The organism is Gilvimarinus agarilyticus (assembly GCF_000832015.1).
Taxonomy (GTDB): domain Bacteria; phylum Pseudomonadota; class Gammaproteobacteria; order Pseudomonadales; family Cellvibrionaceae; genus Gilvimarinus; species Gilvimarinus agarilyticus.
Window position 1 is genome coordinate 2,784,743 of sequence record NZ_JXCJ01000001.1, and the last position, 16,015, is coordinate 2,800,757.

The following is a 16,015-nucleotide window of genomic DNA, read 5'->3' on the forward strand; positions in this document are numbered from 1 at the left end:
CGCTGTGGCGGAGTGCTCGGGCAGCAACCCGAATGACTAATCACATACCGCGCTATGCGGTATTCGATGCGGCCTGCGGCCATCTTGTTGTTGCTTAACTGGCTTTTGCGGTGAGTTTCCCCACCACAGTATTGATATGCTTGATGGCGCGCTCGACTTCCTCTGCACTGGTATAGCGGCCCAAAGAAATTCTCAATGAGGCCAGTGCTTGGGCAGAACTTAAACCAATAGCACTGAGGACGTAGCTGGGCGACACCGTGGCCGATGTGCAGGCCGAACCGGTTGAGATCGCCAACTCACGCAGCGATAACAGCAGCATTTCGCCATCCACCTCACCAAACGTAATATTGAGATGACTGCAGGAACGCTCCGTTGGGTGTCCGTTAAGGCGGACACCGGGCAAACCCGAAACCCCCTGCCACAGCCGGTCGCGCAAACGAGCCAATTGCTCAGGACGACTGTCCAGCTCATCGGCGGCCATAGCGGCTGCCACACCAAAACCAACACATTGATGCGTAGCCAGCGTACCCGAGCGCATACCGCGCTCGTGGCCACCGCCATGAATTTGGGCGGCTACGTTGACCGCACCGCTGCGTCGAACGTAGAGCGCGCCAACCCCTTTGGGGCCGTAAACTTTATGCGCTGACATCGACAGCAAATCGACCCCCAGCGCCGCCACATCAACGGGCATTTTTCCGAGAGCCTGAGCGGCATCGACATGCAACAGGCAGCCGTGCTCACGGCACACTTGGGCAATGTCAGCGATGGGGTTAACCGTACCCAGCTCATTGTTTATCAGCATGACACTCACTAAGCGAGTGTTGTCACGCAGTGCCGCGCGTACAGCCTCTGGGGTAATTTGCCCGGTACTGTCCGGGTCAATCAGGGTTAGCTCGTTACCCTGCGCGGCCAACCACTCAGCGGGGTCCAGCACCGATTTATGCTCGATTGCGCTGACGGCCAAATGACCTTTACCAGCCGCTTCAAGCACCCCTTTCAACGCCAGATTGTTGGACTCTGTGGCACCGCTGGTCCAGACAATCTCACGGGCATCGGCGCCGATCAGTGCCGCCACCTGGCCACGGGCTGTCTCGACGGCCTGCTCGGCTTGCCAGCCGTAACGGTGCGAACGTGACGCCGGATTGGCGAAATTGCCGTCCAGCGTAAGGCACTCTGCCATGGCAGCCGCCACTTCCGGGGCAACCGGTGTCGTCGCGGCATAATCGAGATAAATAGGATTCATACGTCTCACCTCGCCCCCAGACAGCTACTAATGACGATCACTGCAGACGATCTGACCGGCGCGCTGCTCGGTGCTGTGGCGCTGATCCTGGCGCTCGCAAACCGATTGAATATCCCGCCGGGCTACCAAGTCCGCCAGCGTAATACCGCCTAAAAACTGATGGATTTGACCGCTAAGGTCCTGCCACAAATGGTGAGTAATACAGATCTCGCCGCCCTGACAGTCACCTTTGCCCTGACAGCGCGTGGCATCCAACGACTCGCTGACCGCATCCACCACCTGCACAACCGACACCTCGCTGGCACTGGTCGCCAAACTGTAGCCGCCGCCGGGGCCTCGCACACTGGTCACCAGCGCTTCGCGGCGCAATTTGGCAAACAGCTGCTCAAGATACGACAGTGAAATACCCTGGCGCTCTGAAATATCGGCGAGACTCACCGGCCCACACTCACTGTGGAGTGCAAGATCCAGCATGGCAGTTACCGCGTAGCGGCCCTTGGTGGTCAGTCTCATGGTGTTTACAGCTATTGGCTAAGTGGTCGACAACGTGTGGGCAACGCCTTTAAAAGTGCACGCCCTTAAAACCCGACTATTTTACTCAACTACTCAGCATATTCCAAGTCAGTGCCGCCCTGGGCGGCACTATAGAGGTAATTATACTTAGCTATCGGTATCGGATTTAGCTGCCAGCTCGCGTTTAGACCGCTCGATGTAGTTTTGCGTGCTAGTCAGAACGCCCCGCATAATGCTTAGCTCCATCTCGTCCATACGAATACGGCTGTACAAGCGGCGTAAACGAGTCATGGTCTGGCGGGGGTTATCTGGCTCCAAAAAGCCCAACTCTTCCAGTGTTTGCTGCAAGTGATCGTAGTAACGCTCTAGCGCCTCGACCTTAGCGGGCGCCACATCCCAATCGTCAAAGGTGGGCGCTTTGCCCTCCTGCCACGTCAGATGCGCCATGCGCAGCTCATAGGCGATAACCTGAACCGCACAGGCCAGGTTTAACGAGCTGTATTCATTGTTGGCAGGGATATGCACATGATAGTGACACTTGTGCAGCTCTTCGTTGGTCAGGCCGCGATCTTCGCGGCCAAACAGCACCGCCACTTCGTGCTCCCCCGCCTCGGCGATGGCCTTGGTGCCGCATTCGCGCGGATTTACCAAGGGCCATGGAATCCGCCGCTCGCGCGCGCTGGTACCCACCACCAAGCCACAACCGGCAATGGCTTCGTCGAGGGTCTCAACCACAATCGCGTTGTCGAGAATATCCAGCGCCCCCGCGGCTCGCCAAACGGCTTTTTCTGCCGGAAAGTCTTTAGGCGCCACCAGATAGAGCCGCGACAAGCCCATATTTTTCATGGCTCTCGCAGCGCCGCCGATATTACCGGGATGGGAGGTATTCACCAGCACAATACGCAGGTTATCTAATCGATTTTCACTCATGAGCACACCCTTGGATAAGTTTGCCCACGAACTGGGCTAAAAGCGCGGCATTCTAACAAAATCGATCGCAAAGGAGTACATTTGCCACGGAATGTGCTGGTTTAGCCGTAAGTCGGTTGCTATAATCGGCGCCTCTGGCCGCTGCCCTCGCAGTGACGCCCACGTTCTTTACTAACCCTGACTTGTTGATGGTGCCCCATGGAACCCATGCTGAATATTGCCCTGCGCGCGGCGCGCAAGGCCGGCGAACTAATTGAGCGCGCAGCCGAGCGTGTTGACCTTGTCTCGATTGAAGAGAAAGGCCGCAATGACTTCGTTACCGAGGTGGATAAAGCCGCGGAAAAAGAAATCATTTACCACCTAAAAAAAGCGTACCCGGATCACAGCATCATCGGCGAAGAAGGCGGCTCACAGCCAGGTGCCAATACCGATGTCGAGTGGATCATTGACCCACTGGATGGCACCACCAACTTTATTCACGGCATTCCTCAGTACTCTGTCTCTATTGCTTGCCGCATTAAGGGTCAGCTGGAACACGCCGTAGTGTACGACCCCATCAAGCGCGAAGAATTTACTGCCAGCCGTGGTCGCGGCGCAGCCCTCAACGGTCGTCGTATTCGCGTTAGCAGCCGCCGCGGCCTGCCCGGTGCACTCATCGGCACCGGCATTCCCTTCAGTGGCTACGCACTGGAAAACATCTCGCCCTATCTGGCCGCCCTACAAGAGATTGCCGGCCAAACCTCGGGGATTCGACGCCCGGGCTCGGCAGCGCTGGATTTAGCCTATGTGGCCGCGGGCCGCTTTGACGCCTTTTGGGAGATGAACTTAAACAGCTGGGATATGGCAGCCGGGATTTTGCTGGTAAAAGAAGCGGGCGGCCTGGTCAGTGATTTTCACGGCGGACACAACTACATGGACAGCGGCAACATTGTGTGTGGCGGCCCCAAGGTGTTTAAACCCATCTTGCAGATCGTTAAAAAACACATGGAGCATATTCGCTAGTGTTTGCCCCTGGCAGACGAGACCCCTCGTCTGCCACCTTAACCACTAAAGATCGGTGACCAGCTCGGCATCGGCCGCCAAGCGATTTAACACCCGCACTAGCTGATTGATCTGTAGTGGCTTTGTTAGATACTCATAAAACCCGGCATCTCGCCCTTTTTGCACATCAATCGACATGACATTGGCCGACAACCCAATCACCGGTATCGACGCCGTCGCCGGGTCTTTCTGCAAAACACTCAACACCTCGTAACCGTCAAGCCCCGGCAGGTTAATGTCCAGCACGATAATATCGGGCACACTGCTTCGCGCCCGAAAAATCCCAAGATAAGGCTCCTCGGCAACCTCGAGTGTGCAATGCTCGTAACGATTAAAAAACTGCTGCATCAGGCGGATATTGGTGGGGTTATCCTCAATATAAAGCACCCGGCACTCGGTGTCGTACAGTAGCTCTTCTGCGGGCTCGAGTGTTACCTCGGGCGTATCCTGCGGCCTATCATCGACGGCTTCACCGCAGCGCTTCAAATCCACCCAGAAACAAGTACCTTCATCCTGCTCGCTGGTAAAATCGATATGGCCATTCATCATTTCGACCAATTGCTTGGTGATGACCAGCCCCACACCAGAACCCTCCACCCTACTCATCTCTGCGTGCAGGCGATTAAACGGCTGAAAAACTTCATTGTGTCGATGCGCAGCAATACCAGTGCCGGTATCGCGAACGCTGATGCGCAACACATTATTGCGCAGTGCCGCGAGCGTCACTTCAACCTCACCACCCACCCGGTTGTACTTAATCGCGTTGCTTAATAGGTTCAACATAGCCTGCTTTAAACGCACTGGGTCGGCTGTGACACAGGCGTGATCCAGGTTCTGATAATTGGCCTGCAGATTGATACCGCGGGCATCGGCCTGTGGCTTCACCAAGGTAAAGCAATCGTTCAACAAACGCGCCACCAGAACAGGCTGCAATTGAGCCTGCATTTTTCCGGATTCAATTTTGGCCAAATCAAGCACGTCGTTAATAAGCCGTAATAAATGCTCACCGGCCGAGCGGATTTCGCGCAGGTTATCTTTTTGTACCGTTTGCAGGTTGTCGTCGTACTCGAACAACTGAGCGTACCCTAAAATGGCATTTAAGGGCGTGCGCAGTTCATGACTCATGCTGGATAAGAATTCACTTTTAGCACGGTTGGCTTTTTCGGCGGCCTCTTTTGCCTGCATTACCCGCTCTTCAGCGCGTTTAATATCGGTAATATCCATGTTGGTGCCGGACATCCGCGTAGGCTGGCCATTATCGTCAAAAGTTGCCCGGCCACGGGCGCGAATCCAACGGGTACCACCTTGCTTGGTATGCACCCGATACTCGATATCAAACGCGCCCAACCCAGACATGTGTTTACGCAGCGTGCGGTCAAACTTAGCCAAATCGTCTTTATGAATGTGATTACGCCACTCGCGCAGGCGATCCTGGCCATTGGTGACCATATCGTCGTTTTCGTTATAACCTAGGTGCTCCCAACAACGGCTGGAAAAGTGAAAGCCGTTACGCTCGGCATACCACTCCCAAATACCGTCTTTAGAGGCTTGAATAATACGCACTTGGCGCGCTTCGCTCTCGCGCAGAGCCTCCTCGACGTTTTTAAGTTCGGTAACGTCGAAATTAATGCCCGAAATATAACGCGCCCGACCCTGCTCATCGCGAATGGAGTCGGCCCGAACCTGAGTCCACAGATAATCTCCCGCTTTAGTGAGAATCCGGTAACAGGCGTGCAAAGGCTCGGAGGTGCGCAAATGATGCCGCACCGCCTCAAACATCACGTCCCGGTCATCTGGATGAATGTAGTTGGGTAGTTGATTTGCGTCGTCAAACTCTTCACGATCCAGGTCGGTGTAGCCGAGTTGCTCCCAGAATGCGCCGGACCAATCGATAAAGCTTGTTTCCAGATCCCACTCCCAAAATCCGTACCCGCTACCACAAAAGATCCGACGGTAACGATGGACAATCTCGCGCAGCTGCTCAGGGGACAAATTATCCAGACGCTGGGTAATGCTGATACTGGGGCGCTTTATGCTCATAGCGATCTCATGTTAGGTGGGCGCAGGCTCGAAACGCCCGAAAGCACAAGCATACCTCGCTTTTAAGACGAAAAAAAAGCCCGTCGGAATCCGGCGGGCTTTTTAGTAACGGGCGATTTACCCGCTATGGCATTTCATCAATCTCTGAACCCTCTTTTTCAGGGGGCATTAGATCTTCTTTAACGATGTGCATCCACATCAGGGTGTTGCAAGACACATAAATCGACGAGTAGGTACCCACAACCACACCCACGATCAATGCCAGAGCGAAGCCGCTGATCAACTCTCCACCGAACACAAACAGCATAACCAGCACGAGCAACGTGGTTAACGAGGTAATAAAAGTACGCTCCAGTGTTTGAGTGAGCGAGGCATTGATCACATCGGCCGAGCTACCTTTGCGCATTTTACGGAAGTTTTCCCGAATTCGGTCAAACACCACAATGGTATCGTTAAGTGAGTAACCGATAACCGCCAGCACCGCTGCAAGTACGGTCAAATCAAAATCGATTTGAAACAGGGCAAAAAAGCCCAGCACAATGATGACGTCGTGAGCTAGCGCCAGAACCGCACCCACCGAAAACTTAAACTGAAAGCGTGCCGCTACATAGAGCATCACCACCGCCAGCGCTACCAACATACCCAAACCACCCTCATCGCGAAGCTCGGCACCGATTTGTGGGCCTACATACTCGCTGCGGCGCAACTCCACCTGACTACCGGTTTTAGCCTCGAGCACATCCAGTAATTCGCTGGTATAGGCGGTGTCTAAAGAGTTTTCGGTAAGTACCACGACCTGAGCAGCCTCAGACCGCGCCTCATGGCTCCCAAAATAGACACCCGGCAGCAACTCATCGGTCACATCCGACTCACTCAAACCACTAAAGGTTAACGACTGCGAGTAATTACCGCGATCGCGAGGAGCGTGATCGACAGACACAAGCTCTGCGGCTGGGTATAGCTGAGCCAGACGGCGACTTAAGGCTTGCTCGCCACCGTCAGACATTGCTCCCTGTGTGCGGATTAACACCTCAGTGTCAGAGCCAAATAAGACCGCGACCGGATTTACCAGCCCTTCCTCATTTAAAATACCGCGAATCTGCGGAATGTCAGCCGGCTCAGAAAACCTGACCTCAACCTGCGCCCCACCGGTAAAGTCCAAGCCAAATTTTAGCCCGTTAACGGCCAGCGCCGCGATCGCCACCACCAGCAAGATCACGGACAAAGCCGTGGCTGGGATGCGAGCGCCCATGAAATTAAATATTTTTTTACCTGATTGTTCGCTAGACATCGCTGACCCCATTAGATCCAAAGCTTCTTGAGATTTTTACGACGGCCGTAAACCAGATTGACCAGCGCACGTGTACCCATGATGGCTGTAAACATGGACGTTAAAATACCGATAGACAGGGTCACGGCAAAACCTTTAACCGGGCCCGAACCGATGGCGTAGAGAATCACCGCCACGATCAGGGTGGTAATGTTGGCGTCTAAAATTGTGGTAAAGGCGCGATCGTAACCGGCCGAAATAGCCGTATGGGGACTGGCCCCGGCCTTTAACTCCTCCCTTATTCGGGCAAAGATCAGCACATTGGCGTCCACCGCCATACCCACGGTTAACACGATACCGGCGATACCCGGCAAGGTAAGGGTCGCCCCCAAAATTGACATAACGGCGACCAGCACCAATACGTTAACCGCCAACGCGATATTGGCGAAAATACCAAACACGCGGTAGTAAACGATCATAAACAGCAGCACCAGCGCCATGCCCCACTGCACCGACTGCACACCTAGTTCGATGTTTTCGGCGCCGAGCGACGGCCCAATAGTGCGCTCTTCCACAAAGTACATAGGCGCGGCCAACGCGCCCGAGCGCAGCATCAACGCCAGCTCTGAGGCTTCGCCCGGAGCGTTCAAGCCGGTAATCCGGAACTGCACGCCCAGCGCACTTTGGATGGTGGCCAAGCTGATAACCTTGCTCTCGGTGTACTGCTCCGGCACTTCAATCTGCTCACCCACTGCGTTGGTCTCGGTATTCATGCGGGTTTTATATTCGATAAACAACACCGCCATACGACGCCCAACATTGGATCGAGTGGCGTGGTTCATTTTATTACCGCCCAGACTATCGAGGGTAATATTCACCTGCGGCATATTGGTGTCGGGGTCGAGCGTGGTGGTGGCGTTAGCCACATGGTCACCGGTTAGAATCACTTTGCGCTCAAGCCAGGCGGGATACCCTTGATAATCAAACTGCTCTTTAGCGGCAACCAGCGCATCGGGTGCCGCCTCCAGGCGAAACTCCAGATTGGCGGTTTTACCGATTACACGTTTGGCCTCGGCGGTGTCCTGCACGCCCGGTAATTGCACAATAATGCGGTTGCGCCCCTGACTTTGCACAATCGGCTCGGACACACCCAGCTCATTCACCCGCTTGCGCAAGGTGGTTAAGTTTTGGTTAAGAGCGTACTGCTCGATCTCGCGCACCGCCGCCTCGCTGAGCGTTGCATGAAACAACAGCTCGTCAGAGTCGCCGGGAACATCGCTGTTAAACAGCATTTGCGGAAATTCACTGCGCAGCTCGCTAATGGCTTGATCACGCAATTCTGTCTCGCGAAACTTGGCGACAATGGTAGTGCCTTCGAGATCAACCGAGTTGTAACGCACCCGCGCGTCACGCAGTTGATCTTTCATCTCGTCGGCACTGGTCTCCTGGCGCTTTTCAATGGCTGAGTCGGTGTCGACCTCCAGCAAAAAGTGCACCCCACCGCGCAAATCCAGGCCCAGCTTCATGGGAGCGCCGCCCATCGAGACCAACCAATCCGGGGTGGTAGGCGCCTGATTAAGGGCCACCACGTAATCATTGCCCAGCGCATCGGCGATCACGCTTTTGCCGTGCAGTTGGGCCTCGCCATCATTAAAGCGCAGCTGCGCGGATGAACCGTCTTGCTCGGCATCAAAATACTCGATACCGGCATTCTCCAGGGCTTTTTCCGCCTTGTTCAACACAGCGCTGTCGACGCTCATGCCACTGGAGGAGCCCGAGATTTGCACGGCATCGTCAGGCGGGTAAAGGTTCGGCGCGGCGTAGATAAAACCTAAAACGGCCACTGAGATAATCAGCAGGTACTTCCAGAGGGGGTAGCGGTTTAACATACGATCATCCGAAACAGGGCGCTGATTCGCCCCAGAGGCGGGTATCAGGCGTGTTATACATTTATGTCCCGTGCCTATATGGGACCGAATCCAGACATCTCAAGTGTCCACGCCGATATAAGGCGGCAAAAGGCTAATATGGGGGCGGATTATACCGAAACTGAAGGTAACAACAATGCGCACCGCCGCCCCTAAGGTGCGGGCGGCACTTCCAGGCCCTGACGGCCGTAGAAATCAGCCAAAAATGCATCGAGGTTGTCATCGTCTAACGCTTGACGCATGCGACTCATCACATTCTGGTAGTAGCGCAGGTTGTGGATGGTATTGAGCTGGGCACCCAAAATCTCGCCGCATTTATCCAAATGGTGCAAATAACTGCGGCTAAAGTTTTGGCAGGTGTAACAATCACAGCGCGCATCCAGCGGCGAAGTGTCGTGACGGTGACGGGCATTGCGGATTTTAATAACGCCCTCGTCGACAAACAAATGGCCGTTGCGCGCATTGCGGGTGGGCATGACGCAATCAAACATATCAATGCCCCGGCGCACACCCTCGACGATATCGGCCGGCTTGCCGACGCCCATCAGGTAACGGGGTTTATCCTGGGGCATATGTGGCGTCAGGCCCTCTAGCACCCGCAGCATATCCTCTTTTGGCTCGCCGACCGATAAGCCACCAATGGCGTAACCGTCAAAACCAATAGACTCCAGCCCCGTCATCGACTCGCGGCGTAAATCCTCGTACATGCCGCCCTGGACAATGCCAAACAGCGCCGAAGGGTTGTCACCATGAGCAGCTTTTGAACGAGCGGCCCAGCGCAACGACAGCTCCATAGAGCTGCGCGCCTCGGCTGGCGTGGCCGGGTAAGGGGTGCACTCATCAAAAATCATCACCACGTCAGAGCCCAAATCCCGCTGCACCTGCATGGAGATTTCCGGGTCCATAAACACTTTGCTGCCGTCAATCGGCGAGCGGAAAGAGACCCCCTCTTCGGTAATTTTGCGCAACTTACCCAAGCTAAACACCTGAAAACCACCTGAGTCGGTCAAAATCGGACCATCCCAGCGCATAAAATCGTGCAAATCGCCGTGCGCTTTAACCACCTCTGTGCCAGGGCGCAACATCAAATGAAACGTGTTGCCTAAGATAATCTCGGCGCCGATTTCTTTAATCTCGCGCGGCGCCATGCCCTTTACCGTACCGTAGGTGCCTACCGGCATAAATGCCGGGGTTTGCACTTTGCCGCGCGGAAAGCTCAACTCACCGCGCCGGGCCGAGCCCGTCTCTGACTTAAGGGCAAAGCTCATAAAGCATTCGCGCGTACTGCTGGAGGAACTGGAGGTCGTATCGCTGGACATAAATAGCTCGGCTTGGGCTCTAGGCATTAGCGCCGGGCACATCTTCGCCGGCACGAGGGTTTTGAGTGATAAACATAGCATCACCGTAACTAAAGAAACGGTATTTTTCGGCAACGGCCGCGCGATAGGCGGCCATGGTATGTTGATAACCGGCAAACGCCGACACCAACATTAGCAGTGTCGACTCGGGCAAATGAAAGTTGGTCACCAAAGCATCAATAACCTTGAACTGGTAGCCGGGGTATATAAAGATGTCGGTATCACCTTGCATCGGCGCAATAAGCTCATCGGCAGGCGCGTTTTGGGCGGCACTCTCAAGGCTTCGCACGCTGGTTGTGCCCACGGCAATGACTCGCGAGCCTCTTGCTTTAGCCGCCCGCACCGCCTCACAAACAGACTCATCCACGGCAATCACTTCACTGTGCATCTGGTGCTCAGTAATGTTATCGACCCGCACCGGCTGAAACGTACCCGCCCCTACGTGCAACGTAACAAAGGCCAGCTCTACGCCCCGCTCGCGCAACTGTTCCATTAAGGCGTCATCAAAGTGCAGCCCCGCCGTTGGCGCCGCTACCGCACCGGATTTTTCACTGTACACGGTTTGGTAGCGCTCGCGATCCACCGCGTCATCTTCGCGGTCTATATAAGGCGGCAACGGCATATGGCCATGGACGTCCAATACCTGTAACACCGGCGCCGGAAAGGTGATTTCAAACAATGGCCCCTGACGCCCCGTTACCGCGAGTCGTGTACCGTCGGCAAGCAGTAGCTCAGAACCGGGCTTAGGCGATTTACTGGCACGGGTGTGAGCCAACACGTGATGTTCATCCAGCACCCGCTCGATGAGAACCTCTACCTGCCCACCGGTGGTTTTTTGCGCGAACATCCGCGCCGGTATCACTCGGGTGTTGTTAAACACCATTAAGTCACCGGGCTGTAGCTTGTCGAGCAAATCGGGAAACTGGCGGTGCTCAAGTGAGCCGCTGGGGCCATCTAAACACAGTAAGCGACTGCCGCGACGCTCGGTGGCCGGCGTGCGTGCGATCAACTCATCGGGTAAGACGTAATCAAAGTCCTGGCGCTGCATAAACTGGAGAAATCAGAGTGTTAGAAGGCCGGCAAGGTTAGCCCAAAATGACATAACTTGCCAGTCGCGCCCAAAGCCGATGCTGATAAATATTTACGACAGTGGTTGACGAGATCAAACTCGCTGCTATAATCACGCCCACTTTGCCAGAGTGGTGAAATTGGTAGACACAGGGGATTCAAAATCCCCCGCCCTTAAAAGCGTGCCGGTTCGAGTCCGGCCTCTGGTACCATCTTGCAAGACCACACCGATTGAAACCTTCGGTGCGACAAAAGCGCAGCTCACCACTGCGCTTTTTTTATGCCTGCTGCTTGCCGATTAGGGCCGCCCGACTCTGCCGCTAAAACCCAACCCCGCACCTCATTCAGCCAGCCCGTGCCACCCTTGCTACCGTGTGAGCGGCTTCTATTTATACACAACGATTTCTTTAAATCGTCGTAAACCTACCCTATGCTGATAATTCAGCAAAGGAGTAAACTATGTTGAGTGAACCACTTGCCGCGACCGACCCGGAGCTTCAACACTGCTATAGCAATGTTCGTCAGCGAACCCTAGAACTCATCAAGGGGTTTAGTGTCGAGGACATGATGCTCCAATCAATGCCCGACGCTAGCCCCACGAAATGGCATTTAGCCCACACTAGCTGGTTCTTTGAAACCTTTATTTTAAAGCCCCACGCCGTTAATTATCGGGTATTTAACGATAGCTACGAGTACTTATTTAACAGCTATTACGATAGCGTTGGCGAGCGTCACCCTAGGCCTAACCGCGGCCTGTTGTCGCGCCCAAGCCTAGACGACATACTGGCCTACCGCCACCATGTCGACACCGCCATGCAAGCGTTATTGTCGCGTCCGTCAGCAGGGGCTGTCGCCGACATCGCGGTTATTGGCCTGCACCACGAGATGCAACATCAGGAGCTTATGCTCACCGACATTAAGCACGCCTTGGCGCAAAACCCTGTGGCCATGAGCTGCCCGGCGCTTAACCCTCGCGACACGTTACTGCAAGAAACTCACAACCCTCCAGCGCAGAACGCGCCCCACTACCTCCCTCCTTTCACAACCTTTGCCGAGGGCATTTATAAAATAGGCGCGCAGAGTGCGGGGTTTAGTTACGATTGTGAGCGTCCTTCGCACCGTGTTTTTTGCGAAGCCTTTGCTTTGGCTAACCGCCCTGTTAACAACGCCGAATGGCTTGGGTTTGTGCGCGATGGTGGCTATCGGGATCCGAGCTTATGGCTGTCAGACGGCTGGAGCCGCTGTCAGGCCGAACGCTGGCACGCTCCGCTTTACTGGCAGGAACACAATGGCTCATGGTATGAGCTACGACTGGATGGCTATCACCCTCTTGAGTTGAATGCGCCTGTCTGTCACATCAGCTATTACGAAGCGGATGCCTTCGCCCGTTGGTCCGGTTGCCGCCTCCCTACCGAGTTTGAACTGGAGGTGGCCAGCAGTGATAGCACGATAGAAGGCAACTTTGCGGACTCTGGCCACTGGCACCCACGGCCTAGTGACGACTCAAAAACATTGCAGCAATTATATGGCGACGTTTGGGAATGGAGCAGTAGCAGCTATAGCCCCTACCCCGGCTTTAACCCCGAGCAAGGCGCACTTGGCGAGTACAACGGCAAATTCATGGCAAACCAGTATGTACTGCGCGGCGGCTCTTGCGCCACCGCCCTGGCACAAATGCGCCCCAGCTATCGCAACTTTTTTTACCCTCATCAACGCTGGCAGTTTAGTGGCCTGCGTTTAGCGCAATAATTCGTCAAAAAACACGGAGCTCGTTATGACCATCGCACTCGCGCCGCAAGACACTCCCAGCCAAGACGCTCAGCACGCCACTGCTGAAGGGTCCTTTTTACACGATGTAATAGCGGGGCTGGCACTACAACCTAAAGAGCTGGCACCCAAGTATTTTTACGACGAGCGCGGCTCACAGCTATTCGACAACATTTGCGCACTCGATGAGTATTACCCCTACCACGTCGAACTTGAGCTGCTGCCAAGCGTTGCCGCCGATCTAAGCCGCTTTTTTCACACCGAACTCAGCGCTAAGGAGTCAGAGCTCGGAATCATTGAATTTGGCGCGGGCTCACTGCGAAAAATCACCCCTCTGCTAGACAACATTGATTGTGTCAGCCACTTAACCGCTATCGATATCAGCAAAGAACATTTACTGAATTCCTGCAACGAGCTACGTCGACAATATTCGGGCTTAAAGGTCACCGCTCAAGCACAAGACTTTACTCAACCACTTAACCTGGAAGATCCTGGCAGCACCCGCCTGGGCTTTTTTCCTGGCTCTACTATTGGCAATTTACATCGCAAGCAGGCACTGGATTTTTTACGCAATGCCGGGCAAACATTAGGCGCGGGCGGCTATTTGCTCATCGGTGTCGACACGAAAAAACCCGAGTATCTTTTGCATCAGGCGTACAACGACGACCGCGGTGTGACTGCGCAGTTTAATAAAAACATTCTCACTCGTATCAATCGCGAATTAGGGGGTGATTTCGATTTAATGCATTTTGCCCATCACGCCTTCTACAACCACGACTATGGCCGCATTGAAATGCATTTGCGTAGCCTGCGCGCCCAGCGGGTGCATATCGCCGACCGGGAGTTTTACTTTGCCAAAGGCGAAAGCATCCATACCGAGAATTCTTATAAGTATCACCCGTCAGAGTTTGCCGATCTCGCGCGCCAAGCCCATTGGCAGACACGCCGGTTGTGGTTAGCGCCCGATGACTTGTTTGCCATAAGCCTTTTGCAATTTAATCCCGCTGTCGACGCTAGATGATCATTGATAGTTTTTGTGGTGTCGGCGCCCGAGGCAACCGGCACCACATTATTCACCTTAAAAGTACGCCTGACAGCAACGGCTCGACAGCCCGCAATGCCGTTATCAGCAAAGCGCGCACGACATCATTAATTTCGGCTACAGAAAACACCGTGCTGCTCTGGCAAGAACAGCAAAAATGGTGTGTACGTTTTTTTGATGGCGGCCAGCCGGTGCAGCGCTGTGGCTCTGGCTCCATTGCGGTGGCCGCTTATCTCTATAAAGCGGTTTACCAGCGCGCCTTTAAGCTACCAATTGAAACGGCTTTGGGCACCATTACCGTGGGCCATGACCGTTACGGGGCCTATTACGTCGATCGCCCCTGCACCGTCACGGGCTTTGACGGTCGAGCCCGTTGGGTGCGACTGTGCCAAACCCCGGTTTTAAAAGCGGTACGCATGGGCGGGCGACAGGATTACACCCTTTTATTGTTGCCAGACAGACAAGCGCTGGAAACTCTTAAACCTCCCGGTCAAGCATTGGCGCTATACAGCGGCCGCTCAGTAATTGCGCTTTGCCCCACGCAAAAGCACTGGCTGCTGCGTTACTTTGCCCCGCAGTACGGCGTGGCCGAGGATGCCGCTACCGGTTCGGCGTGTGTTCAGGCCAGCGCTTACCTCGCCCAAACCACAGCAATTCGGCGTTTTGATTTTATTCAATGCTCGCAAGGCAAAGGCGTCATCCACACCAATGCCATCTCCCGCCATGTTATCGTTCGCGGCGATTATCACAGCACTGGCAACTTAACCACCGGGTAGGCCCGCTCGCCATTCACTACCGGGTAGGCCCGCTCGCCATTCACTACCGCCCTGACAGTCTCGAGGTGTTATAATCGCCCAAATTTCAACACGAGAGTGTCGCAATGTCAGCCCAGCGCGAAGTTCAGGCCGTGATGTTTGCCGACGTATCCGGCAGCTCAAGGCTCTACAAGGAGCACGGCAATACCCAGGCGAAAAGCTTTATCGATGAGACCCTGGTCGTCACTCGACGTATTATCGAGCGCCACAGCGGCGTGGTGGTAAAAAATATAGGCGATGAGGTCATGGCCCGGTTCCCGGATGCCAGTAACGCCTGCGAGGCGGCACTGGCGCTGCAACGGGAATCATTTAAGCTAGAGCTTCAGGCCCTGCGCATCGGTATTGCTTACGGAGAAACGCTGCGTGATCCACACGGTGATATTTTTGGTGATGTGGTCAACGAGGCCGCCGAAGTGTCCCACATTGCCCGCGCCCGCCAGATTGTTATTACTCATGCCGTTATAAAGCAGTTAAGCGACGCCATGGCGGATCTGTGCGATGCGTTTGACCGCGTGGTACTGAAAGGCGCCCAACATATATGTACTGTTTACCGCCTGCACTGGGAGACCCCCGCCGCGCCACTAAACGCCACCGCGGTTATGGATGTGCGGGAACTGCACCGCGAACTCGACCGCCACCGGCTACATTTGCGCGGACCCGAGCAGCAAATTAGCTATACCCCTGACCAACTGCCCCTATCCTTTGGCCGTGAGAGCAGCCGCGTAAACTGGCCTATTCGCTCTACCAGAGCTTCTCGCGAGCATGGCAACATTATGTTTCGGCGCGGTAAGTATGTACTGGTCGATCACAGCACGAACGGCACCTACATGCAAAGCGATGATCACGCTAAAGTGATTTACCTTCGCCGGGAAGAAATTCCCCTAACCGGCTGTGGCCGGATAAGCTTTGGTTTACCACTCGATGCCCCCGAGAGCTATAGTATCGAATTTTTTATTGGCGGCCACTGCAACGAGCCGAGCGAATAAGTTAACGACATGGC

The 16,015-nt window shown here is 54.7% G+C and carries 13 protein-coding genes and 1 tRNA gene; 6 read left to right on the forward strand and 8 right to left on the reverse strand.

Annotated features, from left to right (window positions below; translation table 11 throughout):
* Positions 1-94: 94 nt before the first annotated feature.
* From SD69_RS11985 to trmJ, 3 genes are all read right to left on the reverse strand, one after another.
* Positions 95-1,243, reverse strand: coding sequence for a cysteine desulfurase family protein (locus SD69_RS11985; protein WP_041523407.1), 1,149 nt, complete (start codon positions 1,241-1,243; stop codon positions 95-97).
* Between the two features lie 27 nt (positions 1,244-1,270).
* Positions 1,271-1,756 (reverse strand): Fe-S cluster assembly transcriptional regulator IscR, encoded by a 486-nt coding sequence (iscR, locus tag SD69_RS11990; protein WP_041523408.1) that lies wholly within the window; start codon positions 1,754-1,756, stop codon positions 1,271-1,273.
* Positions 1,757-1,903: 147 nt separating this feature from the next.
* Positions 1,904-2,686 carry a tRNA (cytosine(32)/uridine(32)-2'-O)-methyltransferase TrmJ gene (gene trmJ, locus SD69_RS11995; RefSeq protein ID WP_041523409.1) on the reverse strand — a complete coding sequence of 261 codons (783 nt, stop codon included), beginning with the start codon at positions 2,684-2,686 and terminating at the stop codon, positions 1,904-1,906.
* 198 nt (positions 2,687-2,884) lie between these two features.
* Here trmJ and SD69_RS12000 point away from each other — a divergent pair, with 198 nt between their 5' ends.
* The gene (locus SD69_RS12000) at positions 2,885-3,688 is read left to right on the forward strand and encodes an inositol monophosphatase family protein (RefSeq protein WP_041523410.1); all 804 of its coding nucleotides are present in this window, start codon (positions 2,885-2,887) and stop codon (positions 3,686-3,688) included.
* Between the two features lie 45 nt (positions 3,689-3,733).
* Here the strand turns inward: SD69_RS12000 and SD69_RS12005 are convergent, their stop codons facing one another.
* The 5 genes from SD69_RS12005 to queA form a co-directional block, all read right to left on the reverse strand.
* Positions 3,734-5,767 carry a hybrid sensor histidine kinase/response regulator gene (locus SD69_RS12005; protein WP_041523411.1) on the reverse strand — a complete coding sequence of 678 codons (2,034 nt, stop codon included), beginning with the start codon at positions 5,765-5,767 and terminating at the stop codon, positions 3,734-3,736.
* Positions 5,768-5,891: 124 nt separating this feature from the next.
* Positions 5,892-7,058, reverse strand: coding sequence for a protein translocase subunit SecF (gene secF / locus SD69_RS12010; protein WP_041523412.1), 1,167 nt, complete (start codon positions 7,056-7,058; stop codon positions 5,892-5,894).
* 11 nt (positions 7,059-7,069) lie between these two features.
* Positions 7,070-8,926, reverse strand: a complete 1,857-nt coding sequence (gene secD / locus SD69_RS12015) for a protein translocase subunit SecD (RefSeq protein ID WP_041523413.1) — start codon at positions 8,924-8,926, stop codon at positions 7,070-7,072.
* Between the two features lie 191 nt (positions 8,927-9,117).
* Positions 9,118-10,233, reverse strand: coding sequence for a tRNA guanosine(34) transglycosylase Tgt (gene tgt, locus SD69_RS12020; RefSeq protein ID WP_041524754.1), 1,116 nt, complete (start codon positions 10,231-10,233; stop codon positions 9,118-9,120).
* Between the two features lie 70 nt (positions 10,234-10,303).
* The gene (gene queA, locus SD69_RS12025) at positions 10,304-11,371 is read right to left on the reverse strand and encodes a tRNA preQ1(34) S-adenosylmethionine ribosyltransferase-isomerase QueA (RefSeq protein WP_041523414.1); all 1,068 of its coding nucleotides are present in this window, start codon (positions 11,369-11,371) and stop codon (positions 10,304-10,306) included.
* A gap of 145 nt (positions 11,372-11,516) precedes the next feature.
* On the opposite strand from queA, the gene SD69_RS12030 reads away from it, so the two are divergent.
* The 5 genes from SD69_RS12030 to SD69_RS12050 all read left to right on the forward strand — a co-directional run bounded on the left by SD69_RS12030 (position 11,517) and on the right by SD69_RS12050 (position 16,001).
* A tRNA-Leu gene (locus SD69_RS12030) sits at positions 11,517-11,603 on the forward strand.
* Between the two features lie 247 nt (positions 11,604-11,850).
* A complete protein-coding gene (gene egtB, locus SD69_RS12035; protein WP_041523415.1) occupies positions 11,851-13,140 on the forward strand; it encodes an ergothioneine biosynthesis protein EgtB in 1,290 nt (429 codons plus the stop codon).
* 25 nt (positions 13,141-13,165) lie between these two features.
* Complete coding sequence (egtD, locus tag SD69_RS12040; RefSeq protein WP_052481115.1) at positions 13,166-14,179, forward strand: L-histidine N(alpha)-methyltransferase; 1,014 nt, start codon at positions 13,166-13,168, stop codon at positions 14,177-14,179.
* On the forward strand, positions 14,176-14,976 hold the full coding sequence (locus SD69_RS12045) for a PhzF family phenazine biosynthesis protein (RefSeq protein ID WP_041523416.1): 801 nt from the start codon (positions 14,176-14,178) through the stop codon (positions 14,974-14,976). The genes egtD and SD69_RS12045 overlap by 4 nt, the downstream gene beginning before the upstream one ends.
* A 104-nt stretch (positions 14,977-15,080) precedes the next feature.
* Entirely contained in the window at positions 15,081-16,001 is a 921-nt protein-coding gene (locus SD69_RS12050; protein ID WP_041523417.1) for an adenylate/guanylate cyclase domain-containing protein, read from the forward strand.
* Positions 16,002-16,015 lie beyond the last annotated feature (14 nt).